The following is a 25,873-nucleotide window of genomic DNA, read 5'->3' on the forward strand; positions in this document are numbered from 1 at the left end:
CCTCCATAATGTTTTTTTAACTTAAGAGATATCAGAACTCTCCTCTACCTCTATCTCTACCCGGCGTTGCTTGACAAACAAATAATAGGCCTTGGTCAAGACGATTTTAACAATCATATACAGCGGAATAATCAGCAATATCGCTATGATCCCGCCTAAATCACCGCCAACCAATACCAGGATAATCGTTGTCAGTGGATGAATATCGAGCTTTTTCCCAAAGATGTAGGGAGCGATTAAATTATCCTGTATCTGCTGCGCTAACAGAACAATGATGATGGACCAGACGGCTATAGACGGCGATTGAATGAATCCGATGATGAAAATAGGGATACTAGACAGTATCGCACCAATAAAAGGCACGAAGTTCATCACAACTGCGATTACAGTCAACAGCAATGCATATTGCAGGCCGATAATAAGGAAACCAATATACATCAGAACGCCTAAGGCTAAATTAACAAGCACTCGGCCCACGATAAAGCCACTAAGCGCACTGTCGATTTCAGTCATCATTGTAGTTCCTTCTTCACGATACTTCTTTGGGAAGAAACTTACAATCTTACGTCCGAATTTCCCACCTTCCTTAAGCATGTAGAATAACATAATCGGAAAGGTGAATAAAATGATCGCGAAATTCGAAACAAAAGAGAACAGTCCTGATACGTAATTCGTTAACAGCGTAAACCCTTTATTCAAATAATCCGTCAATGTGGAGGCTGGATTCGCATCAGCAGGGATCAACGCAGACAGAAATTCATTATCTTCTAGTTTCAATAGCTGTTGATTCAAGGAGGCAATGAGATTCGGCATATTATCGACGAAATTAACTAATTGTGTGCGAAGTGAAGGCCAAACACCGATAATAAAAGCAAACAGAAGCACTAAAATAACTACATATACGATGATAATCGCCAAAGAACGATTCAGCTTATATTTCTCCAAGGTATCGATCAGTGGCCGCAGCAGGTAATAAAAGAAACCCGCCAGCATTAAAGGCACTATAATGACACTGAACAAAGACAGGATCGGTGTGAATAAAAAATCTACGCGTGAGCCTAAAAATACAATGCCTAACACTAAAAGGATCGCTAGACAAACTCTGATGAAATTGTTCAGTTTAGCCATAGTTTCTCTCCCGTCTTCTGATTTGGATGTCTTCCAGCTCGTTATTTCGGAATCCGGATGGTGAACACCGTAGGTTCCTTCTTTCGGCGACTGAGATGAAGCGTACCCCCCATTTTCTCTGTATTTTTCATAGCTATCGAGAGACCTAGCCCTGTTCCTCCCGAAGCTGTCCGCGCTTTATCTCCCCGAACAAACGGATCAAACATTGTGGACCACAGCTCTTCTGGAATACCCACTCCAGTATCAGCGATTTCAATCGTGACTTCTTTCTCCAAAGGGATCACCTCCACACGCAAATGTGTACCTGGAGGATTATAGATCAGTGCATTGGAGATCAAATTATGAACCACACTCGAGAGCAGCTCCGCATCAAAGTTCAAGAACACATCCTCTTCAGGAACATTTAGATGCAAAATAAAGTTCTTTTGTTCAATCTCTCCGTAGGTATCTGCAATGATTTCACGAATAAATTCGCCCAGTTCTTGACGCTCCATTCGTAGCAAGAAATCCGGTGAATCTATTTTTAACAGCTCCAGCATGTTCTGAATCAGCTTAGTAACTTGTGAGGATTTATTATAAATATAGCTTAAATATCTTTTTTGGCGTTCTTCATCCTCGCCTCTGCCCTCTACAAGCGCCTGTGCAAAGCCCTGTATACTCGTTATCGGCGTCTTTAGATCATGGGACAGATCAACCATCATCCGTTTCTTACTTTCTTCTGCCTGGCGTTTTTCTTTGGTCGTCTTTTCAATTACATCTGCCATATAATTAAAAGTCTCTCCAATTTGCGAAAATTCCTTTTCTGCATATAAAGCGATTCGAGTATCATAATTCCCCTGAATCATCTGCTTCAATCCAAGCGTGATGATACGCAGTGGTTTCCTGATTCGCCGCGCCACCCAATAGCTGTACACGATAATTAGCAAAAGAATCATTCCCACACCCAAAAAGACATAGTATGAAAGCGAATGATTAAAGTAGGCCACGAAGGGATCACTATTAATGGTGATGGTGATAGCTTCCCGCGGCAGCTTCAGCAGCAGCCACTCCGATTCGCTCTGAGCATTTAGCGTGGTCAACGAGTAAAAGTAAGCTTGATCTTCTCCATTTTCCAAACTTTTTAAAAGCTGGTTACTGGTATATTGGGTTACACCGTCTTTTTTTTCTCCAACAACCTTGGTGACCTTCATGTCTTGATCCAAGACCTCGATCCATCCCCCGCTACGCAGAAGACGTTTGGTTTCTATCCCATGCTCCAGATTATCTCGATAAGCACTAGCTTCCACCTTCAAATCAGGATCAGCGATTTTATTTTTTTCAAAAATATGGGTCACATCAAGATTAATAAACAAATAATATACAATCACGAGAAAAAACAAAATACAGATAAACAACAAAAAATCCAGCGTCAGCGATGATTGTAAAGGTCGTTGATCTCTATTGCTCCATAGGCGCTTCAATTTTGTATCCCAGCCCTCTAATAGTCTTTAAATATACTGGCTTTTTGGAGTCTTCCTCAATTTTTTCCCGGATATTGCTGATATGTACCATGATACTATTATCTTCGTACACATAGAAATCTTCCCACACGGCCTCATATATTTTTTTGCGTGTAAATACTCGTCCAGGCTGCTTCATCATTAGTTCCAAAATTTTGTACTCGGTAGAAGTAAGCACCACAGGTTCACCAGAACGATAGAGCAGACACTGGCTTTGATCCAGCATTAATTCACCTAATACAATCTGTTCAGCTTCTTTTTCCTCAACGACTTGCGCATCGAAATGATGTACACGCCGCAGCAGTGCTCCAACACGGGCTACTATTTCTAATGGATTAAACGGTTTGGAAATATAATCGTCGGCTCCTAGTTCAAGACCCAGAATCTTGTCATGATGTTCGCTTTTGGCGGATAAAAATAACACTGGAAAATGATGCACCTCGCGGATCTTTTTCAATAATTGCAGTCCATCCAGACCCGGCATCATAATATCTAGTATTGCCAAATCAACCTTATGGTTCTGCACCTGCGTTAAGGCTTCAGTCCCACTGTTCGCTTCCAAAATGTTGTACTCTTTCTCTAAATATAATCTTAGCAATTCCACAATTTCTGCTTCATCATCAGCGATCAATATTGTATACATGATAATCCCCCCATCTAACTATATTCTGTGATTATTAACAGAGCCTAAACACAATCTAAAGAATAGCTAAATTATCACATAGGAATAAAATAAAAATCGCACACGGGAAACCGTCCCATGTACGATCGTAATTTGTCTGGATTGTGAGGATCACTACTTTAAAAAGCTACGCCAATTCCGCCCTCCCCAGCATAGGTTCCCATAACCGGACCCATGCTTGAGAGTAAGACTTCTTTGAAGGGATGCTTTAGTAAAATGCGTTCTTTAATCTCGAGTGCCAGCTTCTCACAATTACTGTGTACAATAGCGATAACCGCTTTCTCGTAATCATGCTGCTTCTCATCCAAATGCGCAAGCAGACGATTCAGTGCTTTTGGAAGACCCCGGGTCTTCTCCACTACTTCTACAGTACCTTCTTCGCTGATTTTGAGCAGCAACTTTATATTGAGTACAGACGCTACGGCTCCCGAGAGCCGACTTAGACGTCCGCCTTTCATTACATTCTCCAGAGTGTCCAGCGTAAAATAAGCGTTAACTTCCTCTATCTGCTGAAGTACCTTTTCCTTGAGCTCTTGCAAGCTTGAACAAGTTAAGGACCACTGCGCCGCCAGGCCGACAATCAATGAAAGCCCGCCTGAGAAGTTTTTGGAATCTATAACCTCTATTGCATTGGTATGTCCTTCATCCTTATACATTTCCATAGCAATCATAGCCGTCTGATAAGTGCTACTAATATTAGAGGACATACAAATGACCATAATGTCAGTTCCCTCCTCCACTTGCTTGAACTTCTCAAGGAATTCGTTGGGACTTGGACTAGCTGTGGTAGGCAGCTCCTTGGATTCGCGCATTTGAGCATAAAAGCTTTTCGTGTCCGTATCTGCCGGCATTAACTCATGCCCAAAATGAACCGGTAGGTGGATCACGGAAACATTATACTTCTCCATGTAGTCAAAGGGTAGGTCTGAACCGCTGTCTGTTATGATCTTGATTGCCATAATATAAGTACTCTCCTTTCAATATCAGTACTATTATAGCCACCATAAAATGAAATCTCCAGTAACCTTTATAACTTGAAAAATTCTTCGATCTGTGCTATGTCTTTCTTCCTTAACTTGTCCTTATATGATATGGTTTATGAATAAGCGTATAGAAATGGAGTGTATGTATGAGTAAGGGAAGAGTATGGAACAGAGGCAAACATGATGGTACAGGACTATCGAGAAAAAAAACCGTAGATCAAGAGGGTACAGCTTCTACTGAAACTGAATCCACAGAACCTTCGAAGGAACCTTCCAATTCACGAATTGATACTGTAAAACCGATGAATCGCACGAATTGGGTGACCAGACCCACCCGAGTCATCAATAAAGATTCGAAAGACAAACGATAATTCATACATTCTGAGATTTGAGGACCCAGATAACGTTATTGGCAAATTCCCAGCCTTCTGAGCAGAGTTTCGGACTCCAGAGCCGTTATTCCGTTGAAAGAGGTTCATATATGGTGTTTTTCGTGCCATTAGTGACTATGCGGTCCGTTAGCATCCCAAATCTGGAATAAAACTGCGTTTAGAGTCATCTGTGTCCGATAGTTATCTTTGTACATGCAAAAGTAATGAAATCCAGCGAACAACAAAAAGGGTTGTCCCAGTAGCCATTTCATCATTTCATGGCTTATGGAACAACCCTCTTCTACTTTCTACGCCATATATCCTAACTCCGCTTCATCTCTGGAGGGGGCTTCGCCAATTAACTGCTTCAATAGTTTTTTCATCATTACCGAAGCTTTTACTTTGGTATGAAGACACGGAGAAACCTCTATTACATAGTTTCCTTGTTTGATAGCTTCCTTCAATTCTTCCACAGTTGAGCAGGAGTCTTGCAGACGATTCACAACACTGCCATACTGCAAACACTGATGACTGTCACTGCCAGCAATCACAGGCACACCCAGCTTCTCAGCAAAGGGCGTGATCAAGTTTTTATAAGTCTCCACCCCCTGCATGTAAATATCCTTAGCGTTGAAATCAAAAGCGTCTAATCGCTGAAGCAAGGCCGGATCCAGTTGATGTAAAGGCGTAGAAGTTCGGAAGGGGTGGGCTCCGATTTTCCAAAGATTATGTTCGTCGGCCATATCAAGCAACTGCTTAAAAGGTATGAAATTCCCCTCCTGTGTATGCTCATCTAGTAAAGCGCGGACAGCTAGAACATTCTCCTTTAGTCCGATCAACAGGATGTGACCTGTCTCCGCGATATCCACTTCCATGCCTGGAAACAGTTTAAGTCCGTTCACATCGTAATAATGCCCGTTATAGGGATAAGTCTGATCCAGCGCATCATACATCGCAAAGAAATTAGAAGTATTAAAATGCTCGGTCAATGCTACAGCCTGTAATCCATTTGCTTTGGCTTCGAACATCATCTCCGCAAAATATTCGGGGGAAAACGTAGATTTCTTAGATAATTTACCATGGGTATGCAGATCAATATTCATCATGTCTAATTCGTCTCCTTTGAGCTTGTAAGTTATGTTAATACACCAGTTCAGGGTAGAGATAACCAATACAGAATATCAAGATGACATAAGCAATGGATCCGGATAAAAAGTACCAGTCGGACCGCTTCATTTTCAAATAAGATAACTTGATCTTCTTCACTTTCTTATTATTAAGCCCGTAGCTAAATCCCCGAGTCTCAAGAGCTTCAATCGTTGTTCGAGAACGTTTAGCTGTGTTCAACATGAGCGGGTAAAATGCCAGAATCACGATTCGCAAATAATACGTTATTGTTCGCCAATAGAAAATTCCATGTTGAAGCGGTCGTTGCCCTCTCAATCTAAAGGAAAGTAGAATCTGATGGAATTCCTCCAGTAAAGTAGGCAAAATACGATAGCCATAAGATAAGCTGAACGCAAAGGTATCAGGGATTCCTAAAGACAGTAAGCCGTCACTAAGTCGTTCCGGATCAAGACTAGAGAAAACCGTTATACTCGCCAGCGAAATCACCGAAAGCTTAAGCGTCAGTGTCAGCATAGGCAGCAAGGATTCAATCCCCCCGCCGAAAAAAAGCGACAATATAAACATCCAGCCAATCTGGCTGATTAAGCCGAGACATAATATAAAAATAATATAAGGGCTGACCCGGGAGAGGACGGTCGTTAAAACCATAAGCACGAACATCCCTAACAGGATTGTCCGGTTATGTACAAACCAAGGCACGATGGCAAAAAAGAGATACCAGAGCAGCAGGGTTCGCGGGTCCAGCCTGCCCAGAAAAGTGCTGCTGCTGTTATATGCGGTCCCGAGTAACTCCAATTTGATTTGTTCTACAGATATACGGTCAAGTGCCCGTTTAACGGCTTCCATGGATTGCAGCTACCTCCTTCTTTTCCACTAAACTCACAAACTCTTCTAAGCTACTGCAAATTCTAGGGAGACCGAGCATACGACTTAACTCCATCAATTGGGTCTGAGCCAGACCCGCACGCCGTAAAAGAAGCCCATCAGCGAAAATTTCATCCTTCGTTCCATCCGCGATTATCCGTCCTTGATGCATTACAATTATTCTGCTGGCCCATTCAGCGACAAGCTGCATATCATGAGTTGCGATGACGACCGTCTTCACATGATTACGAAGCGTCTCCAGCACATGTACCATTTCTTGTTTGGTCGAAATGTCCAGATTAGCTGTCGGTTCATCAAGCAGCATGATGGCGGGTTTAACCGCGGCACCAATCGCCAAGGATACCCGGCGCTGCTGCCCGCCACTTAGCAGTCGGGCATCCCGTTCAGCCAGCTCGCTTAAGCGAAACGCCTTTAGCATCTCATCCACTCTTTCATCCGTATCTGGTAATTTCCGCGCCTTCAGATAATAAGCGATTTCCTTACGCACAGAATCCTCGATAAACATTTCCTCCGGATTCTGGAATACATAAGCTACCGTACCGGAGAGACGTTCAGGCGGCAGCCCGTTCACCGTCATTTCTTTAACCTTTACGGTTCCAGCTGTAGGTCTGACAATACCAGCAATCAGCTTCATTAATGAAGATTTACCTGCTCCGTTGTTGCCAATAAGAGCAATGGACTCTCCCTGCCGCAGTTCTAGCTGAATTCCATTCAGTACAGGATGCGGCACCTTATGAATCGTACGATAAGAGAGGTGGACATTCTCCAGCTGAACGATAGAACTTTCTTCTTTTGCTGCTATGGGGAGCTGCTCTTGAATTCGTCCTATTGGAAGTGTCTCCACATTAGCATCCTGACGAAGAATCATGCGGGTACTGCCTTCCTCAGCATTTAAGGGAAGCAGCTTTGACTTCTGATCATCAGGCTGTAGCAGCCAAGCCGCCCGGGTCACATCCGTTGGGTAAATGCCCAGCTCTAGCAATTCTTCTACAGATGACAAAGCTTCACGCACAGGCTTCTGCCAGCGCATTTTACCCTGATCCATCAGGACAACATTTTTACAATAATCTGCAATAAATTCCGCATGATGCTCAATCACTACAATGGTCTTTCCATGCTCCTCATTCAAACGCTGCAAAATATCATAGATATGACGGGCATGCTGCGGATCAAGCTGGGCTACGGGTTCGTCAATAACCAGAATTTCCGGATCCATAGCTAATGCTCCGGCCAGAGCGAGCAGATGTTTTTGCCCACCACTTAACTGCCAAATGAATTCATGCCTCAAATCACTAAGTCCGGTTAACGCAAGCGCACGCTCTCCCCGTTCCTTGTAATCCGTAAACCCATAATTCAGAGGTGTAAAAGACACATCATCAAGCACCGTCGGCCTTACCAATTGATTCTCGAAATCCTGATAAACATAACCGATACGTTTGGACAGCTCTGCTACACTTTTTCCATCCGCAGATTGGCCGCAAACTGTCACCTCTCCACTGAAATCACCAGTGTAATAATGAGGAATTAAGCCGTTAAAGCATTTGCAGAGAGTAGATTTCCCGGAGCCATTACTGCCGATGATCGCAATAAAATCTCCTTCTCCCAGTCGTAAGTCTACGTCTTGCAGTACTGGTTGTTCAGCTCCCGGATACGTAAAGTTAATTTTGTTCAATTCAAGAATTGTATTACGCATCTGCTTGACCCGCTTCCTGTCTTTTTCGTGCCGAACGCCGAAGCAGTGTAATAATCGCCGTTGCCGCTACAACAGCCGCTACCAACATACTGAGCCAAATCAAGGTCTTTTCATTCGATTCCGCTCCTGCAAGCTCAAAATCACCGAAGTTCCAGCCCGATTCCGATAACAATTCTGACCCCACCGCTACCATCACTAGAAAGGTTCCGGCAATGACCAGCTTAGGAGATAGCCACGCTCCTGTTGCATATTTCATATTCCGCTCACGCGGCTTCATGCCAAGCAATGGTTCAATTTTTCCATATAAACGCGGAACCAGATACATAGTAGGAATTAGCGCGAACAAAATGCCGGAGAAGAGTACATCATTCAGGAACCCTACTCCCTCAATTACAACGATGCTTTCAGCCAGCCCTTTAACAGCCTCTAGCTCTTCTACCCCTACCCCTACCTTCACAATATCTATAACGGAGCTAAAAAACTGGTGAATCGCCACGCCGGTAATCGCAGCCACTCCAACCTGTCTACGATTCTTCGGATCAGATACCATGCGGCCTGCGGTATACATCGCCAGTGAGAAGGTAATGAATTTCTCCAGCTCCCCTAAACCTCCAAATTGGCCTAACATCAATTCCCCGAAGATTACCTCACCAACAGCTGCTCCGACCGCCGCATATAAGGGGTGAAACAACATACATAATGTCAAAGGAATGAAAGCGAAATATTCAATGGATAATTCAATCGGGCCCAGTTTGATCCCAGGCACTAGCTCGGTAAACATATTGGACAACCCGTAAAGCGACATCGACAGTACAAAAATCATCATTTTTTGTGACTGAGTCAGTGTGTAACGCGTTTTTATCGTGCTCATGAAATATTTGGCCTCCCAATAAGAATTTATCTTCATTATAAGAAGGCCATGTCATCACAGCTTTTTTCATTTGTTAAATGAGAGTAATATTTTTTTCAATATTTTTAACGTTGTAAAAATATTTACAACATATTCGCACGTTATATTCTATCTATCGCATCATCATAGGAGGATTGAGAGATTGTATAAAGATTGGAACCACCGCGCTTTTTCGCCTAATCAACGGATAATTGCCGACTTTATTCAAAAAAATGAGCAACGTGTGGTCTACATGACCGAACAAGAAATGGCAGACGAGCTGCATTTGAGCATCGCCTCTGTTTCACGGTTCTGGAAAGCTGCGGGGTACAAACATGCCAAAGATTTTAAAAACCGGCTCCGTTTCCGCTTTGAATCCACACCTTCTGTAAAAATGCGTGATGCCATGCAGCGATCAGACGATACCTCACTCCCTCAACTGCTGCTGGACAATTGCTCACATCATTTGCAAGAAACACGCCGCTATTTAAGCGACGATGTACTAAAGCGTGCAGTAGATGCAATATCAACAGCTCGGATTATTTATGTATACAGCCCTGGCCCTTGCGCCGGATTAGCAGAGCTAATGATCTATCGAATGGCGCGTTTTGGTCTTCAAATGAAAAAAATGGCCCCCAGCGGCCATGAGCTGCTAGAGACCTTAATGCATGCTGACAAACAAGATGTCTTGCTTGTCTTTGGATTTGTGCAAATACTGCCTGAGATTGAAGTCATACTGAACCATGCACGTGAAGTAAATTACCAGGTCATCCTGATCACAGATAGACTCGTCTACCCGCGATCGCAAGATGCAGATATCGTGCTTTATGCCGGGAGAGGTGAGGTTTGGGAGTTCCACTCCATGGTTGGCCCCACCTATATTATTGAGAATCTGATCCTTGGAGTGGGATTAGCAAACAGGGACAGTAGTCTAAGCAAGCTGGATAAATTGCAGCAATTGCGCGCGCAGTATGGGGGGAAGCTCCCGCGGAGTTAGGTTTAAATTTGACTGCAAGGTGAAGAAATATTTAATTCATTCCTAAAGCTTCTTTAATTTGTGGGATAGATAAACCGTTTGCTTTCATTTCTTTGATCCAAAGAATGCGCGCGACGGTTTCTTCTCTTTTATATCTGCGTGTTAAGTTCTCCTCTGCCTGTTCAAAGGGCAGCATGCCTTCTTCTGTGTAATGTTTGAGTGTACTATAACGAGCATTTGTGATTCTTACTAATTCCCCTATCGATACATATTCTGACGCCATAATATTCTCCATGGATCGTTGTCTAGACATTGATAACCAACTCCTTTACAGCGGGCGCTTCGGAATAAGACGCACACCTTGAATTGGCACTTTCATCATTACAAAATGTGGGATCGCATCGTAGAGCAAATTATCAATTTTAAGGGTCGCAATTGATCCTCTCTCCAGCACCTTAACTTCATGTCCATAGGACATTAATCTTGTAATAACTGCGTCTAACCTTTGATTAGAATTATCAAACCAAGACTCTGTTTCTATAAAGACAGCTCGTGATCGCTCTAGGGCAGGGAAGATAAGATTGAGACTACTGCCGATAAATGTCTTCGCAAACTTTGTCTTCAATGCTAAAAAACGTTTGATGCCTAACTCAACTCCCTGGCGGATTTGTATAGGAAACAATGCCTTTGCCCATAAGTTACTTTGGTATAGATCATGTAATTTGATATTCACCTGTTCTAATTCGTTCAGCGAGAAGAAATCATGCATACATCCACTTTCACGAAGTAGCCATAGCATACAAATGACCTCATCCGTTACTGGACCCTCTTCCAAAATCTCAGCCCGCATATTCTCTGTAATGCTTGTGTACGCCTCCATATTGCTGCGATAGGCTCTAATTTCAACTTCAGCTGAATCAAAATACATGTCGCTCCCTATCAGGCTTGGTATATCTTCAAGCAAATTCATGGCTTGAAGATCATCTGAAATCGCGGTTTCGAACTTTTTTAAATGATGGTTAGACTTCCTCGAAGCCTTCTTTAACCACCAATTTAGATCACCCTTCACCTCAGCACTATTATGAAGTAAGGATTGTAGAACAGTTTCTCTATAGAGTGTTGAATGAGATTGATCAAGTGCTTCCTTGTGCAAAGTTAACTTGTTCTCTGATTGTGTAAAACATCCCTCTAAGTAAAGCTCCAATATAACCGCTGCTGCCATGCAGCGCAAAGACACTTTCTTAACAGTAGTCATCTGAAGACTTCTCTGTGCATTAAGCGCGATCAATGAAAAACTTGGTGCTAATTTAAGATCCATCATAACCATCCACCCCTATCCATTAATTCGTATTTACAGGATGATATTTATTCCGTATGGTAAGCGTTTGATTTACTTACTACTTACTACTTACTACTTACTACTTATCACTTACAATACATCATCTTTACAATAATTGTCAATGATCTGGAATAACGTAAAGGAGGCCCTGCCCTTAGCACCTGCATGAGCCAACAGATAGTTCTAAGCGCTATCCCAACAAAAAATAATCCGCAGCACAAACAAGCTCCTGTGATAATCACCGGAGCTTGTTCACGTTTAGGCTAAAACTTAGCCTAAAATTAGCGGATGCCCTTTGATACCGTTCAGGCCAGCAAGGTACGGGCTACCTGATCCACAATGTAATTGATACCTGTCGGTCCGTAGCAGCCGATCCATGTAGCGGCATCTACCGGGTATATATACGGCCGCTCATTGGAATCTAACATCCCCCGGACGCTTTGCTCTGTCGCAGATACCTCCTCCTGCATCATCTCGTTACTAAGTAAAAAATAATGACTGGCGTGCACAGCTGGCAGTCTATCAACTGTAATATGATAAACCGTGTCGGAAGTGTCTGCGACAAATAGAGGAGCAGGCAGACCAAGATCACGGTACAGCACGGCACCTGTGCGATGGGAGGCAGTATGTACCCGTACCAGCGACTCACGCGGACGGATCAAGGCCACGCTCTGACCCGCCAGCGCCGTTGCAAGCTGCTCAGACAGCAATGCTGTTCGGCGCAGGTAATCCGCAATAATACGCTCCACCTCTGTCCGCTTGTCCGTCAATTCACCGAACAGGCTCAAAATCGTCTGCCAGCTCTCATTCCGTTGAAACATTAGGGTTGGAGCAATCCGGCTTAACCGTTCATAATGCTGAGCATGCACCTCAGTACAGATAATCAAATCCGGCCGCAGCCGTTCGACAGCTTGCAGGTCCGGGTACTCATAAGTTCCGAGCATTTCTGTTGTCTTAAGCCTTTCCCTGATATATTGGGGGAATTTTAACGCTGCACTGCCCGTTCCTACACTCCCTGCCGGAGATATCCCAAGCGCAAGCAAATGGTCTGCATATTGAACGTCGAGTACGGCGATACGCCTCGGAGAAGCGGTGACGCAATATTCGCCTCGCATATGACAAATTACCGGGCCTTGCAGCGACTGGTACGATGAGGCCAGGCGATCCGGCAGCCCAGAATATGCTGAGAGAGCACCGATCCCTGAAGCGGCAGTGCGCCTGTAGATCTGCGGGGGAACTCCATGATATTTCTTAAATGCCCTGCTAAAGTAATACATGTCGCGATAGCCCGTTTTTTCTGCAATTTCGCCGATGGGAGCATCCGTATGACGCAACATCCGCTCGGCACTCTCCATCCGCAGCTGGATTACATATTCCATCGGTCCTAGTAACTTCTCCTGTTTGAATCGCCGCTGTAACTGTCTTGTACTGCATCCGGCAAGCGCTGCCAGCTCCTTAAGCTCCAGCTCCTGACGATAATGCCCCGCTATATAGGCAGCGACAACATCCACCATATCCGCCTCTGTGCCTTTCTGACCACATTCATACTCCATAATAAGCTCGTAAAGCATTCCTTGCAGTAGCGCATTCGCATGGAAACGCTCCAGCCCTTCGCCCCGGCTCCATTTGGCTTCGATTTGTTCCGCAGTCTGATGCAGTTCAGCCAGGAGCACAGGACGGTGAACAAATGAAGTTCGTAATGGGTGATTGCGCTGCGGAAACAGAACATGGGCAGCCCCCAACATTGGAAAAGCCTTGTATATAATAATAGTATAATGAATGGTTTCTGATCCAGCAGTCAAAGTAAATGCTGATCCCTTGACTGCGTGACAAGCGAAATAGGCCTGGATATGGCAAATTTCGCCATTCATCACAAGCCTACCTTCCCCGCCGCCTGCCAGCAGCAACACATTGGCTGTTAATCCGGTTTCGCTCATAACGCCGCCGGGTGGCAAAGTACCGCTACGCACATCAAGCATCTTGATCGTTGTATCACTCCATAAACTTGCCTGTTCTTTCAGCGGCATTTCTCTCATCTCCTGACAATAGCATCCTCTGTTAAACGGGCGCACTCGAATAGGATTACATGCTTTAGTGAAAGCGCGTCCGCAACATAAGTGAGTGCGTTGCTGTTGTCATTTTAATTGAGATTCATTCTCATTGTCAATTTTCGGACATTTTCCGCAATATTCCGCCGACATCCTGTAATAAAAACAGCAGGTGATACGCTTGTTTTTTGCAACCGGAGCCAGGTCATTGTTCTCTGTGAACCGGGTAAACGGATTGCGTCTTGCGCCGAACAATTGTCCGGGAGCTATCCGGGTCAGGAAGGCAAAATCGGCTTGCATCCGTTGCCTCTCTTGCCCAAATTCACCTGTTCCAGGAGAATACAACGGGGCAATGCGTACCATAATATTCTCCCAAAGTACTGCCATGGAGACGGGACCAATTGCAGCAAGCGTGTGCAGCAGCGGCGCAAGACGTACCGCGAAAATTTCCTCTACGATCTCTTCTCGCCACGCTTCCCTGTCTTCCGGTGCCGCCGTCGCTCGAAGCCCGTTCAGCGCAAGGAAAGGAAAACGCGTATCCCCTTTAAAAGCTGGGGAAGCCGGATGATAGAGGAAGCAGTTCTCCAGCGGGATGGAGACTTCCCGGTTATGAAGGGTCATAGCGGTCAGCATCGGCGCGATCCACAGATAACCGATCCGCTTGGCCAGCATGGAAGCGGCAACCTGCATATCAGGCGCACCGATATAACCTTTAAGCCAGCTTACATATTCGCGGCATGCAGCTTCTTCGTGCAACTGGCTAAGGGCAATTGTACGAACGTTGCCTTCAGGCGGTTCACCTACCCACAGACGGTATTCCTCCGCCATTTGCTTCCAGGTGGCAGACGACAGATAGTTGTCCATTTTAATGAGATCCCAACAGCGCTTCCGCGGTTTGATCTACAATAATATTGAGGGCAATTGGCCCATAATAAGCGATCCAGAGCGTTGAATTCACATTGTATACGCGGTTATTTTTAACGGCATCATGAGATTTCCAGACCGGACTGTTCGCCATTGCCTCTGCCTCTTTGGCAAACAATTCATCCGATAACAGGAAATAGTGATCTGCTCCAATATCAGCGATGGTCTCCATCGAAATTTCAACGGAGGTATCATCTTTGATCTCCTGAACGAATGCAGGGATATTCAATCCCAAATCCTCATAAAGAATGCTTCCGGTCCGATGTTCGGGACCGTGTACGCGAATACCTTCCGGTCTTGGGCGAATCAGAGCTACCGTTTCGTCGCCCAGCTTCGCCGACAGCTGCTCCCGCAGTCCGACGATTTTGTCCTCGTAGGCTTGACGCACTACCTTCGCCTCCGCCTGCTTGCCCGTTATCATACCGATGATAGCCGATGTATCCCGCCAATCTTCATAGAAGTCGAGTACTATTGTGGGCGCAATTTTACTGACGCTGTCATACACCTGCTCCTGAAAATCGGTCATCAATATAAGATCCGGATTCATCGCTACAATAGCTTCAAGATTGGGCTCATCGCGTGTGCCCAGGACCTTCACATCACCCAATTGTTCACTTAAATATTCTGGAAACTTTGCATCTTTCGCTCCAGCCACAACGCTGCCTGCCGGATGCTCGCCTATCGCTAACAATTGATCGACGAATTTCACATCAAGCGCGGCGATGACCTTCGGCTTCTCAGTCAGCGTATATTCACCCTTCATATGCGAGATGGTAACCGGGAAGGCTGTAGTCTGAGCCTGTGTCTCAGATGTAGGTGACGGCTCGGTTGAAGCAGATGGCAGTGCGGCAGTGCCCGCATTTGCTCCACCTCCAGTACCGCAAGCCGTTAGCACAAGTACCAGTGCCATCATCCATATCATTAATAGTCCTGCTTTTTGGGCAGCATCTACCTTTCTACCGGTTGCTTGCCTCTTCTTTGTTCTTTTCATGCTGACTCCCCCTTATGTATGATAATGATTTTCATTATCAGATCAATAAAGCGAGTATAATCTATTTTCATACTCTATTTCCATGTACTTTTGCGACATTGCAGCCGGATTAATGCGACATCGCACACCATAGGAACGACTCAGGAGAACCGCAACTGACTACAAAAATTCCACACAAGCAGCTAAATCCCTAATTTTAACAAAAATTCCTTTGCTCCTTTTCTGAAAATAGCCAACACAGTCGATGGTAATCTCGCTCAATTCAAGCTTTTCCTTCTCCAGAAACTGATCATCGAGCAATCTGGCTACTTCAGAAATGGTTCTCCCATTGCACTCCCTGCTTCTTCCCAAAATGAAAAAAAGCATCTTTGTTTTACACAAAGATACCTTTTTTCATTAAAAGCTTATGGCTCAATCCCCCACACAAGCTGACCATTCATATACCCGGTGACCTGTTCATTGTTGATGAACTGACTGCTGGATGCCTTGAACGAATAATCATTAACCTGGTTGAAATTGGACCAGTCGGTTTTGGAGAAACGGGTTTGAATTTCTGCGCTCTGACCTGGATTAAGTGTTCCAGCCGAACTCGTGAAACCAATTTCCAAAACATAATCGGCACTGGCAACAGGAGTCGCCAGCTTAATGAAATTGCCGGTTACATTCGCATTTCCGATGCTGGCCCAGTCGATCCAGAAACTCTGATCTTTCTCGCCATCAATCGTATAGTAATACCGGACCTTCACATCACTTAGTTGAATCGCTGAATCACCGGTATTGACTACTTTGATTTTGGGTGAAATCCCGTTAGTGGAGGCACTTGTGTTGCCATTAAAAGCTTGGACCGTCAAATCTCCAGTGGGTACTGGAACACTGCTATCCGTTACGTTCACTGTAAGAACAGCATTATTTCCTCCATTAAAATGAAAGGTTAGGGTATTCTGTCCCAGCGGAAGCGTGGAAAGATAGGATTTTTTCAGAACAACAGCAGCGCTTGATGCCGTATAATCCTGACTCGCTAAAGTGTGGAATTTCCATTTGTGATACTTGCAAGCTGATGTCCATTTAAGGTAAGGACTACGGAAATATCCTGGGTTAGATTCGCCGCTTTATCAAATGCAGCGCTCACGGGCGCAATGGATGCGCTTGGCGTGGAATCGACAATTTTCACTTTTAACACGGGATCTTGTCCTTTATTAAAATCAAAGATGATCGAATGCTCGCCAACCGGCAGTGTCGCCAGAAATGCTTTTTTGAGCAGCAGCGTATTTCCACTCAAGGTATAATCCTGAGTCTCTATTAATGTATTTGCGCCTGCCCGGAGAGCGGTTAACGTATTGCCGTTTGAATTCACGGTGATGGCTTTGTCATTCTCATTGGAGGCATTTTTATCAAATTCGACGTTCGCAGGTGTGATAGACGCACTTGGAATTGGATTGTTAACCTTCAAATCAGGCAGCTCATCGAGCGTGATTACATAATTGCTTTGGTACAGCGTTGTTAAGGTGGCCGGATAATTAAAGGCGGAACTCATGAGATGCTCACCATACCACGGTAAGAAATAGAGCCAGCCCGATTTTTCCTCTGTCAGATTCTGAACGCTTGGAACGGTGTCGTTCTCCGTCATGGCTACCATTTTCTTACCGCCGGTTAAATCAACAAGCTGATAGAAAATCGAGGTAATCGCGTCCTCATTGGGAACACCAGACAAACCGTCATAGCGGTTATAGATCGTGTTGTATTTATCATAGCCTACAATATCCACCTGATCATCGCCGGGATACCATGCGGGAGAAGTGCTGTAGACATAGCTGTTGTAGGTCCAGATCAAATTGTGCAGACCGTACGTTTCTGTAAGTTCAGTATAGAGCAGATCCCACAACTGCTTGTATACCTCCGAGCCTGCCGAAGCCCACCAGAACCATGCACCTTCTCCATTCAATCCGCCGTTGCCCTCCGCCTCATGGAAGGGTCTGAAGATAACCGGCACATTGTTATTTTGCAGAATCTGCAGTTGCTCCGCCAAATCCCCAATGGCCAGTTGTACATATTGGTATTCTTTCGTACCTGGAACTACCGCATTAGCTGTATTAAAATTGGTTTCTGTCGGCTTGTAGGTGGCTTTCTTCCAATCTACAAATTCCCCGAGCTGATAGGCGGTGAAATCTCGGGGTACAGTGATATGCCAGCTGTTTGTCGCGATCCCGCCCCGGTTATTCACCCAATCGATCATCCGGGCGGTCGTACCATCCTCCCAGCCGTAAAGCGGATTGTAGTTCATCAGATCAAATCCGCGGATCGCCGGATACTTTCCCGTTAAATTGTGAATCCAATCAAACTCCAGCTCGGAATTGCCGTCATTTCCGCCTCCGTAAATCTCCTGCTGGCCGGAGATCATATGATTGCCGTAAACCTCCGTTAAATAATTCATCAGAAGCTGAGTTTCCGGAGTCGCTTGAGTATCGCTGAGGACAGGTTGCACATCCAGGGGATCAAGATCGGCATAATCCACAGTGAAGGTATCAAAATAAGCGAAACCCCAGCCAGCCTTCAGTTGAATAGTGTTGCTGCCTTGATTCAGCTTGTGATAGCCAAAATCGAAATTCGACCATGTGGTCGTATAGGGCAGCATATACGACCCCTTCGTAACGCCGTTAACGGCTAAAGATTGAAGCCTGCCGTCAGCACTGAGCTCCTGCATATAACGTGTGGAGATCGTATACATGCCGGTTTCTGGGACAGTCACTGTGAAGGAAATTGTACCGGAATTCTGCATCCAGACAAATCCGCTTCCAGAGTATCCGGGTTTGGGCTGTCCGTAAATTTGGGTCGTCACTTGAAGATCGGAGGTGAGCTGAGCGTTTTCGCTTTCAATTGTGAAAAGTGCGTTGTCTGCATGAACGGGCGGCGCTGTCATCAATCCAAGTAGCAGAGTAAATGCCAGCATCATTGTGATTGCCTTCTTGAGCAAATTTTTCATTTCCACCTTTCCTCCCTATGTTAAATATGGTAAATAAAAGTTCAATATACCATCTCTTGGATGCGCTTTCATAGATAAGATAGCATATATTCCATATTTTGTAAATCTACCAAATCGAGAAGATTTCCACATGCAAAAAAACTCCCACCAATATTTATTAGGAGGAGTTAAATAACATTGATTCACGCGAACATCCCATCAATGACAGGTACGTGAGAATCAATAACTTGCTATACCCAATAGAAAGGAAGATGGGCTTGTTGTCGCGCTTGGCGATTTCGAAAACTTCTTCGGACCAAGGGAACCAGTCGACTGGATTATGCACGTATTGCAGCAAATACGGAGACTTCTCTTGGTTAATCTATTGGATACTTTTTGAGTTGTCATGAGGCATCGCCTCTTTGCTGAGGATTTTGGGAAAGTGAGCTTAGTTTTAGTTCATCCAAATTGGAAGAGGAAGTCGCAGGGATATACAAAAGTGGATTTTAGTATTCCTACAGATCCATGCGGACTTGTTTATACGCAATATCGATAAGAATAAATAGAGCGACCAGATATTTTTTCATTTTCATATATTTCATAACCATCCAATTTTATCAGATCGTTAATGCTCTCTCTAACACTTTGCCAATCACTTTTCTCTGATCGCACTAATGGATGGAACATTTCGCATAAAAATTTCATCAATGTCTCATCATTACCGGTTTGTAAACCCAATCTGGAATCTTCAAAAATCCAAAAATACTCATAATCATCGTTTGCGACAGTATGACGTTGAATTTCTTCTTCAAAAGTTTTCAAACGAGAATCTTCAGAAGGCAAATTTTTCAGATCATACAGTCGATTGAGGAATTTAACGCAGTCTCTCCTTCCATAATAATAAAAAACACGCTCTGGTTGTTGATATCCAGCGGACTGTGAATATATATAATCATTACACTCATTGTTATATAGATCTGATAAATAATCAAAAATAGCTTCCCTCGTTATTTCGGTAATTCTGTTAGTCATTTTAGTGGAATTTTTTGAATCCTTTATCGTATCTGAGGGATGTAAAATCGATAATATCTCCTCACAAGACTGATACCTCTTTTTAGGATCACTTGATAAACATTTAAAGATAATTTCACCCTGTAGCTCTGAAGAATTACCTGACATTAACAAATTTTGTCGAGCATCACCACCCACAGGAGAGCGCCCCATTAAGAGGAAATACCAAATTGCCCCAACCGAATACAAATCACTTCGAATATCACGTAAAACGGGATTATCAACAAGTACAGGATCTATATATGGACCTCCAGCTATACTTTCTCCAGTCTTTGTAAGTTTTGTATGATCCTCTTTTTCTAAAAAGGCACTAATGCCAAAGTCTATAATTTTAAATTTTCCATTTTTTGTTACCATGATATTGCTGGGTTTTAAGTCTCGATGTATAACGCCCATTTTATGGGCATAATTTAAACCATTTAATATAGCAGTAATAGGTTTTATAGAGCGTTCAAAAGAAACAGGGCCTTTTTCTGCTATGAATTCTTGCAGTGTAGTGCCAAGCAAATACTCCATCTTAATAAATGGCTTACCATCTATCCTTCCTATATCATACACTTGAACAATGAAATCACTATTAAGTCGAAATAACATTTTTGCTTCTCTAAAAAATCTTTTTTCTCCTTCCAAATTCTCATCATTGGACACAAAAACAGGTTCGAAAATCTTGATTGCAAAATCCATATCTAATAAATCATGATGATACTTATAGACAGTTCCAAATCCTCCATAACCAATTCGTTCTCCTAATTGATATGCATCAATATTCGTTAAAAAATTGTCTGTACCATTAGAAACACTTTCTAGATACTCGAAAATTGGTTCTAGTTCTTGATTGATAAACTGTCTACGTTCTGCATAACCTTTGAATTTTGCTTGCATAGCTCTTCTGAAATCAGCAGTAGAACGACTCATTCGCACAAAAGAAGGCAGCATCTTAGAAACGCGATTATCTGATGATAAAACTTTCATGTCCTTCTTATAACTTTCATCCAGATATTCACCATCTGTTGCCTTCGCGAGTAGTCCAAATTTCAATCGTTCAGCAGCTTCTAAAACTATTAAATTATCCATTAATTTTTCTCACTCCGAATGCATCGTATTGATTGTATTGCCAATCAAAATTAACAGCCTTATTGGTATAAAAAGCTCTCCTGTTCAATAACAATCTTTTTTTTTACAATCATATCTATTAAAGGCTGTAGCATAGGTTCCTTCAATTTACTTATTTTCAGCCATGTAGAGTCATCCATTTTTTCACCCATAGTTTCATATGTTTCGTATTGGGCTACGTCCATTAAAAAAGGATGTAGTTGAGGAAAGATATGAATTCGAATATACTGAAAAATTTTAACGCCGCCATAGTCTAAATCACCGGTATGAAAATAAGCAACCTCCTTACCTAACATTCGCCCTAACTCTTTCAAGAAATCCCGTTCCTTAGGAGAAAAGTATCCATGGGAAAAGATAATTAAAGTACCCGGCTCATATTTCATAGAAATGTAATTGGCCTTGTTTTCTACTGTTATGATTTTACGGATTTTTTGTTGCGTCGCAATTTGTGCATATTTTAACATTTCACTGTTGAGAACAGTCCCATAAATAAATTTAGATAAATCAATCCTCTCTCCACTGACCTCTAAGATCAATTCTCCTTTTACAGCCAGTTCCTGTGAGTATTCTTCAATATAAAGCTGTGACAACACTTCAGACTCGCTCATATTATCATCTACATCAGGATGATATTTTCTGGCCTGTGAAATGATTCTGGATTGTAAAATCTTTTCAAATGTCTTAGAATTCCCTAAGTGATATTTACTAAATATTCTCTTATAGATTGGCTCTTGCAATACATCTAAGGCATTTAGACAAATACAGAATAAATTAAAATCCGCCTCACCTACTACAATTTCTTTAGAGTTCTCATGTCCGGTTTCAGAAACCAGCAGCAAATTCTTTGGTATAATCCCGTTTTCCAATTGTCGCAATATTTCTTCATAACAAGCTCGAATCCAGTGCTTCTTCGCGCCTTTCATCTGCTTGTTTACGAATTCGCTCGTTTGTTTTAAACTCTCAGCTTTTGAAGTTTTCCCAAGCATCTGATATAGGTTGGGTATGTCCTCCAGCGAGAAAATAATTTTTTCGATATCTGTTTTGTTATTGAACCATTTGACTCGCAGCAATCCTTGCGCTTCAAGTTCTCCAGCTTCCTGAAGCAGCCTGCTTTTGCCTACCTCATCATAATCCTTTTGTTGAATGCGCAGACTACGATTCCCTACGCTTTCTCCCTTCCAATCCTGCGCACTCTTTTCATATTTTCCAATTATTTTCTCAATCAGAATCATAGCTCTCATCTAACTCCCTCACGAGCTGATCAAAATCACTCTTTTCAAACTCCTGGATGGAAATTGACTTTTTGTTAGGGTTAGCATACACGAAAATTTTATTTACATTTTCCAAGTAATTCTGAATCTTATCGTTGGTAGCGCTAATTAACGCCTGAAAGCCCAATCCCCGAATCAGTGCAATACAACTTGCCACTTTTTCAGCATCCATTTTAGAAAAAGCTTCATCCAATACAACCAACCGGATAGTAGGATTTCTTTGAATTCTAGGTGAAAGATTGATCCGATATGCCTGAGCAAAACTGGCAAGAAGCGCCACATATAGTGGGTTCTGACCCTCACCACCCGAGTTTTTCTTTATCATTTTGCTCAAGCCGATTTTAATAGTTTCCTCTTCATTTTCAATCAACTGCTGCATATCAAATGATAAGTATGTCCGGTAATCTGCATATTTGGCCATATTGCGTTTGGCTTCTTCTAACTGCTCTCTTGTTGCGTTATCCGGCGGAATAAAAATGCTGATTAAATCATTAATTAAATCCCTATAGTCATTTTCATGCTTCATGGCAAAAAGATCCATTTGTTTATCCATTGAACCCACCAGATACGTGGGATTGACTTCCAGAGATTCATCCATAAACATATTATAATATTGCCCATCGATCCCTTTATTTTTTTCAATTACAAATTTGTATTTGTCCTTGCCAAAATCCAGTCTGCTGATTATCCGATTCAGTTCATCCTTTCGTTGCAGCGCCTCTCTAATTGCGCTCCTAATCTTGAATATGAAGTCGTCCTTAAAATGTTCTACCGCAGAGCGCGCCTGTTCATCAGCGATTCTGCGATATTCCTCCAGTCTGTCGCATTCCATAATTTGAAGCAACTCACCATACTGATTATTGTCTTCCTCACCAGTCAGCGAATAATTTCGGTTCGGATAGCTGTGCAAGTAGCTGGATCTAGTATTAATTAAAATTTCATAAGCTTCTTCCCTCTTCTTTTCAGATGTATTAAGCTTACCTGTAAAATAATCTTTCAATTTTTCGTACCTAGTGTCAGAGTGTTCCTCCAAAAAGAGTTTTAATTCTTCTTCCAGACTTTTTAGCTCTTCAAAAACACTTTTCTTCTCACTTAACTCTTCATTTAATACAATAGACTCATGTTGTTTTTGCACTAAGTCTTTTTTTCGATCTGAGGTTGTAATGTAATTTTGACGAAGTTCATCTGTTTTCCTTTTTATATCTTGCTGTACCGTCTGCCGTTCTTTCTCCCAAGCATCTACACTTTCAACCTTTAAGATTTCTAGCTTTGTTCTTAGCTCTTGCTGTTCTCGCTCTTTTTCCTTACAGTCAACAATATCTTGTTGCCAATCGAGATAGACTCTAGCATCATAAATGAGACTTTCGAATGATTGGATCTCTTTACATTCTTTTATGATGGTTTCTTGCGGTTTTAGTTGGATCTGGATTGTTTCCAAATTGTTCTCCAGCAATTGTATTCTCTGACGCAGACTATTCTTTCCGATGTAAGCAAACCGTGTGTAATGATCTGGATTTATGTGCTGCATGCGGTAACTATGATAAAGCACACAATCTGTTGTAATACCAATTTTGCAATTCCGCAGTTCATCAATATCCTTACATTTCATCACCTTTCCTAAGAGAAAGTGAATATATGGCTGAATGAAAGAACGCTCAACTGTTACTTCTTCGGCCAATGCATTCTGTAATACTTTGTGAGAATTCTGTCCCACTTTTTCGGTATCCAGTATAGCTATCCGATGATACTTTTCCTTATCCATGCCTCCATAAATCCTCAAAGCATCTCGGGCGTATTTCGGTTCTACAATAAGGGCGAGCTTATTGTTTGCCATGTAACCTTCTACCGCATTTCTCCACTTGTCATCCCTGATATCTAGCAAATCTGCAAGAATTTCTACCTGAACATATTCTCCGTGTTCCTCCGATAAGCGTCTCTGAATATATAAGCGAGCCATCTCTAACTCTTTCGGATAAGCTTTGTTCCCCGATTTCAGTTGATCCAATTCTTCTTTAAGCTGCTGTTCATTCTTCCTCAAATCGCGTATGACTGCCATAGCCTCTTGCTGCTGGTTTTTAATATCATTTTGCACTGCAGCCAAATCTTTACGCAGTCGGTTCAATTCATCCTTCGAGATACCACAGTTAATAAACTTCTCAATATCATGATGGATCTGATTTGTTACAACATCTTGACCGATCCACACTTTAAGATGATTTGCTGTTTGTTCCCAACTCACCTTACTCTTGACCAAACGCTCTATCAGCATATTCAAGCTGATTAATTGATTTTTTAAATCGTCATATCCACTTGACGCAATTTGCCTCAACAATTTATCGCTCTGCTCCGTCAAATCATTGATTTTCGTCTCTAGCTCAAGCCCCCGCTTCTTCAGCCATTCTAAATCTTCATTTGACAGTTGAATCTTATCTAAAAGTTCCTTTATTTTGACTTCATTTTGAAAAATATCCATCTTATTTACGAAGTATTGAAATTTCTGTTTTTCATTTCTCGCTACTACAAGTTCTTCAAACCGGCCACGAATTTCTTTAAGTTTTTCAATCTCGATGTATGTATCCTCAATCTTCTTTCGCATCCGCCCATACTGCATGACACTTTCCTGCATGTCTTCAATATGAATATCTTGTTCCATACAAATATATTCCTTCACAAACTCCTCCAGCTTAATGTTCATGCGAAAGGGAATAGCACGCTTAAATAGCTGTGGAAATTTCTCGGAATCTAATCCTCCTAAATAAATATCATACAATTGCTTGCGAAAACGTTCGTTGTGAGAACCATAATAACAATCTTCTTTTGCGTAATGGCTCTGTAAATATTCTTTTACTTCTTCTGTAGACATGCTTCGATTAACTGTGCGGTATTCATTTTCCAAAAGTGGACCTTTATGCCAGAAAAACATTCGGGATATTTCATTTGTTGCAATCTCTACATCAAAGACCACGCCGATGCACTGACATTCCGCCGTATCCGTTCGCTTTAGCTCTAACACGATCGTACTTGAAAAATTGTGGTTACGCAAAAAAGAAAACTCATTATTTTCTCCAATATTGATCATGCCTCTTAAATATTCCAACAAACTTCGATCCGAGTCATCAGCGGCGGCTTTGTTAAAAAAACCTCTGCCATCCGTATTCGCATAGAGTACGATCTGCATAGCATCAATGACAGTAGATTTACCGCTACCGGAATGACCTGTAAAGAAGTTGATCTCTTCATGAAATGATAACGTCTTTCGATTTATGTAATGCCAGTTGTTCAGGCACATTCTGGACAATGCTTCAAATCTCTGATTGGTCGTCATCTTCTTCTCCTTCGCTAAACGATTCTAGCAATGCTCTTACATCATCGCCTAAGAGTACTACATTAATGCAGGGATAGATGATCATCCGACTAGTTCCACCAAATTCCTCCAGTGTGTCCAAATGTTCTATGATCTGATACTTCTTTAACAGTGTAATAGTTTTCTTTACCTCAGTCGGCGCAGGCTGTTTTTTTAACAGACGGTAGTTGGCAAGTTTCTCATGAATATCGCTTAAGGTCGAATAAATGTTAATGCTGGTGGAAACAGACTCCATTTGCTCATCGTAAATTAACTTTAGAGCTAACAAGTACAGAGTAGCCATTTTCGGGAGTTTCTCCCCTAGTAAATTTTCTCCCTGTATATAGATTACTCCCATTTGGCTGTTTTCTATTACCGCAATCCCACCGACTGCAAAATATGAGCGTATAAATTCCAAATGCTTATCGCAAACCCGAAACTCCTTATTATATTGAAGACGCTCTGATTTTCTCTCGTATTTTCGTTCCAAAAGAAAGGTTTGCTTGTATAAAAGCTGAATCGACTGTGTGACTTCCATCTGTTCTTCTTCTTTTAAGCTGTCATAATAGGGTATCATGGA

General features: G+C 42.6%; 21 protein-coding genes and 1 pseudogene. 2 read left to right on the top strand and 20 right to left on the bottom strand.

All coding sequences use genetic code 11. The features are described from left to right. Positions 1–21: 21 nt before the first annotated feature. The 4 genes from MKZ16_RS19985 to MKZ16_RS20000 all read right to left on the bottom strand — a co-directional run bounded on the left by MKZ16_RS19985 (position 22) and on the right by MKZ16_RS20000 (position 4,268). Positions 22–1,128 carry an AI-2E family transporter gene (locus tag MKZ16_RS19985; protein WP_076106375.1) on the bottom strand — a complete coding sequence of 369 codons (1,107 nt, stop codon included), beginning with the start codon at positions 1,126–1,128 and terminating at the stop codon, positions 22–24. Positions 1,129–1,169: 41 nt separating this feature from the next. Beyond that, complete coding sequence (locus tag MKZ16_RS19990; protein WP_076106378.1) at positions 1,170–2,588, bottom strand: HAMP domain-containing sensor histidine kinase; 1,419 nt, start codon at positions 2,586–2,588, stop codon at positions 1,170–1,172. After that, complete coding sequence (locus MKZ16_RS19995; RefSeq protein WP_170914177.1) at positions 2,566–3,273, bottom strand: response regulator transcription factor; 708 nt, start codon at positions 3,271–3,273, stop codon at positions 2,566–2,568. The genes MKZ16_RS19990 and MKZ16_RS19995 overlap by 23 nt, the downstream gene beginning before the upstream one ends. 155 nt (positions 3,274–3,428) lie before the next feature. Further along, positions 3,429–4,268: a DegV family protein gene (locus MKZ16_RS20000; protein WP_076106380.1), complete on the bottom strand. Its 840-nt coding sequence runs from the start codon at positions 4,266–4,268 to the stop codon at positions 3,429–3,431. Positions 4,269–4,438: 170 nt separating this feature from the next. Between MKZ16_RS20000 and MKZ16_RS20005 the strand changes: the two genes are divergently transcribed. Continuing rightward, complete coding sequence (locus MKZ16_RS20005; RefSeq protein ID WP_038572016.1) at positions 4,439–4,663, top strand: hypothetical protein; 225 nt, start codon at positions 4,439–4,441, stop codon at positions 4,661–4,663. A gap of 308 nt (positions 4,664–4,971) precedes the next feature. On the opposite strand, the gene MKZ16_RS20010 is transcribed toward MKZ16_RS20005, so the two are convergent. Genes MKZ16_RS20010 through MKZ16_RS20025 form a run of 4 tightly spaced genes read right to left on the bottom strand, consistent with a single transcriptional unit; the run spans position 4,972 to position 9,240 of the window. After that, positions 4,972–5,769 carry a PHP domain-containing protein gene (locus MKZ16_RS20010; RefSeq protein ID WP_305953646.1) on the bottom strand — a complete coding sequence of 266 codons (798 nt, stop codon included), beginning with the start codon at positions 5,767–5,769 and terminating at the stop codon, positions 4,972–4,974. 34 nt (positions 5,770–5,803) lie between these two features. Continuing rightward, positions 5,804–6,637, bottom strand: a complete 834-nt coding sequence (locus MKZ16_RS20015) for an energy-coupling factor transporter transmembrane component T (RefSeq protein ID WP_038572018.1) — start codon at positions 6,635–6,637, stop codon at positions 5,804–5,806. After that, positions 6,624–8,369, bottom strand: a complete 1,746-nt coding sequence (locus MKZ16_RS20020; protein ID WP_076106382.1) for an energy-coupling factor transporter ATPase — start codon at positions 8,367–8,369, stop codon at positions 6,624–6,626. The genes MKZ16_RS20015 and MKZ16_RS20020 overlap by 14 nt, the downstream gene beginning before the upstream one ends. Next, complete coding sequence (locus tag MKZ16_RS20025; protein WP_076106384.1) at positions 8,362–9,240, bottom strand: cell division protein FtsQ; 879 nt, start codon at positions 9,238–9,240, stop codon at positions 8,362–8,364. Before MKZ16_RS20025 ends, MKZ16_RS20020 begins: the two co-directional genes overlap by 8 nt. Before the next feature lie 181 nt (positions 9,241–9,421). Between MKZ16_RS20025 and MKZ16_RS20030 the strand changes: the two genes are divergently transcribed. Further along, positions 9,422–10,255: a MurR/RpiR family transcriptional regulator gene (locus MKZ16_RS20030; protein ID WP_036688639.1), complete on the top strand. Its 834-nt coding sequence runs from the start codon at positions 9,422–9,424 to the stop codon at positions 10,253–10,255. A 31-nt stretch (positions 10,256–10,286) separates the two neighbouring features. Here the strand turns inward: MKZ16_RS20030 and MKZ16_RS20035 are convergent, their stop codons facing one another. The 12 genes and pseudogenes from MKZ16_RS20035 to MKZ16_RS20090 all read right to left on the bottom strand — a co-directional run bounded on the left by MKZ16_RS20035 (position 10,287) and on the right by MKZ16_RS20090 (position 25,870). Continuing rightward, positions 10,287–10,547, bottom strand: coding sequence for a helix-turn-helix domain-containing protein (locus MKZ16_RS20035; RefSeq protein ID WP_036688642.1), 261 nt, complete (start codon positions 10,545–10,547; stop codon positions 10,287–10,289). Between the two features lie 15 nt (positions 10,548–10,562). Continuing rightward, positions 10,563–11,555 carry a hypothetical protein gene (locus MKZ16_RS20040; RefSeq protein ID WP_076106386.1) on the bottom strand — a complete coding sequence of 331 codons (993 nt, stop codon included), beginning with the start codon at positions 11,553–11,555 and terminating at the stop codon, positions 10,563–10,565. Between the two features lie 323 nt (positions 11,556–11,878). Continuing rightward, on the bottom strand, positions 11,879–13,600 hold the full coding sequence (locus tag MKZ16_RS20045; RefSeq protein WP_076106388.1) for a helix-turn-helix domain-containing protein: 1,722 nt from the start codon (positions 13,598–13,600) through the stop codon (positions 11,879–11,881). 108 nt (positions 13,601–13,708) lie between these two features. Next, the gene (locus MKZ16_RS20050) at positions 13,709–14,485 is read right to left on the bottom strand and encodes an IucA/IucC family C-terminal-domain containing protein (RefSeq protein WP_076106390.1); all 777 of its coding nucleotides are present in this window, start codon (positions 14,483–14,485) and stop codon (positions 13,709–13,711) included. 1 nt (position 14,486) lies between these two features. Continuing rightward, positions 14,487–15,536 carry an iron-siderophore ABC transporter substrate-binding protein gene (locus MKZ16_RS20055; RefSeq protein WP_076106392.1) on the bottom strand — a complete coding sequence of 350 codons (1,050 nt, stop codon included), beginning with the start codon at positions 15,534–15,536 and terminating at the stop codon, positions 14,487–14,489. 404 nt (positions 15,537–15,940) lie between these two features. Continuing rightward, positions 15,941–16,429, bottom strand: a complete 489-nt coding sequence (locus MKZ16_RS20060; protein WP_256715532.1) for a cellulose binding domain-containing protein — start codon at positions 16,427–16,429, stop codon at positions 15,941–15,943. A gap of 125 nt (positions 16,430–16,554) precedes the next feature. Then, positions 16,555–18,516, bottom strand: a complete 1,962-nt coding sequence (locus tag MKZ16_RS20065; RefSeq protein ID WP_256715533.1) for a glycosyl hydrolase — start codon at positions 18,514–18,516, stop codon at positions 16,555–16,557. A gap of 229 nt (positions 18,517–18,745) precedes the next feature. Continuing rightward, positions 18,746–18,877 (bottom strand): annotated as a pseudogene (locus tag MKZ16_RS20070) (DUF255 domain-containing protein); the annotation flags it as partial. Positions 18,878–19,032: 155 nt separating this feature from the next. Further along, positions 19,033–20,640 (bottom strand): protein kinase, encoded by a 1,608-nt coding sequence (locus MKZ16_RS20075; RefSeq protein ID WP_081393453.1) that lies wholly within the window; start codon positions 20,638–20,640, stop codon positions 19,033–19,035. Positions 20,641–20,699: 59 nt separating this feature from the next. Next, a complete protein-coding gene (locus MKZ16_RS20080) occupies positions 20,700–21,920 on the bottom strand; it encodes a Wadjet anti-phage system protein JetD domain-containing protein (RefSeq protein WP_076106396.1) in 1,221 nt (406 codons plus the stop codon). Beyond that, on the bottom strand, positions 21,898–25,239 hold the full coding sequence (locus MKZ16_RS20085; protein WP_218642601.1) for an SbcC/MukB-like Walker B domain-containing protein: 3,342 nt from the start codon (positions 25,237–25,239) through the stop codon (positions 21,898–21,900). The genes MKZ16_RS20080 and MKZ16_RS20085 overlap by 23 nt, the downstream gene beginning before the upstream one ends. A 13-nt stretch (positions 25,240–25,252) precedes the next feature. Beyond that, on the bottom strand, positions 25,253–25,870 hold the full coding sequence (locus tag MKZ16_RS20090) for a DUF4194 domain-containing protein (protein ID WP_076106400.1): 618 nt from the start codon (positions 25,868–25,870) through the stop codon (positions 25,253–25,255). Between the last annotated feature and the right edge of the window lie 3 nt (positions 25,871–25,873).

It is taken from the genome of Paenibacillus sp. FSL R5-0928, assembly GCF_037970385.1.
GTDB lineage: Bacteria > Bacillota > Bacilli > Paenibacillales > Paenibacillaceae > Paenibacillus_AQ > Paenibacillus_AQ odorifer.

Coding starts and splice junctions, on each gene's coding strand:
- MKZ16_RS20090 (WP_076106400.1), bottom strand. CDS start 25,870: ATGATACCCTATTATGACAGCTTAAAAGAAGAAGAACAGATGGAAGTC.
- MKZ16_RS20065 (WP_256715533.1), bottom strand. CDS start 18,516: ATGAAAAATTTGCTCAAGAAGGCAATCACAATGATGCTGGCATTTACT.
- MKZ16_RS20050 (WP_076106390.1), bottom strand. CDS start 14,485: ATGGACAACTATCTGTCGTCTGCCACCTGGAAGCAAATGGCGGAGGAA.
- MKZ16_RS20035 (WP_036688642.1), bottom strand. CDS start 10,547: ATGTCTAGACAACGATCCATGGAGAATATTATGGCGTCAGAATATGTA.
- MKZ16_RS20020 (WP_076106382.1), bottom strand. CDS start 8,369: ATGCGTAATACAATTCTTGAATTGAACAAAATTAACTTTACGTATCCG.
- MKZ16_RS20000 (WP_076106380.1), bottom strand. CDS start 4,268: ATGGCAATCAAGATCATAACAGACAGCGGTTCAGACCTACCCTTTGAC.
- MKZ16_RS20055 (WP_076106392.1), bottom strand. CDS start 15,536: ATGAAAAGAACAAAGAAGAGGCAAGCAACCGGTAGAAAGGTAGATGCT.
- MKZ16_RS20040 (WP_076106386.1), bottom strand. CDS start 11,555: ATGATGGATCTTAAATTAGCACCAAGTTTTTCATTGATCGCGCTTAAT.
- MKZ16_RS20075 (WP_081393453.1), bottom strand. CDS start 20,640: ATGGATAATTTAATAGTTTTAGAAGCTGCTGAACGATTGAAATTTGGA.
- MKZ16_RS20015 (WP_038572018.1), bottom strand. CDS start 6,637: ATGGAAGCCGTTAAACGGGCACTTGACCGTATATCTGTAGAACAAATC.
- MKZ16_RS20080 (WP_076106396.1), bottom strand. CDS start 21,920: ATGAGAGCTATGATTCTGATTGAGAAAATAATTGGAAAATATGAAAAG.
- MKZ16_RS20085 (WP_218642601.1), bottom strand. CDS start 25,239: ATGTGCCTGAACAACTGGCATTACATAAATCGAAAGACGTTATCATTT.
- MKZ16_RS20025 (WP_076106384.1), bottom strand. CDS start 9,240: ATGAGCACGATAAAAACGCGTTACACACTGACTCAGTCACAAAAAATG.
- MKZ16_RS20005 (WP_038572016.1), top strand. CDS start 4,439: ATGAGTAAGGGAAGAGTATGGAACAGAGGCAAACATGATGGTACAGGA.
- MKZ16_RS20045 (WP_076106388.1), bottom strand. CDS start 13,600: ATGCCGCTGAAAGAACAGGCAAGTTTATGGAGTGATACAACGATCAAG.
- MKZ16_RS20010 (WP_305953646.1), bottom strand. CDS start 5,769: ATGATGAATATTGATCTGCATACCCATGGTAAATTATCTAAGAAATCT.
- MKZ16_RS19985 (WP_076106375.1), bottom strand. CDS start 1,128: ATGGCTAAACTGAACAATTTCATCAGAGTTTGTCTAGCGATCCTTTTA.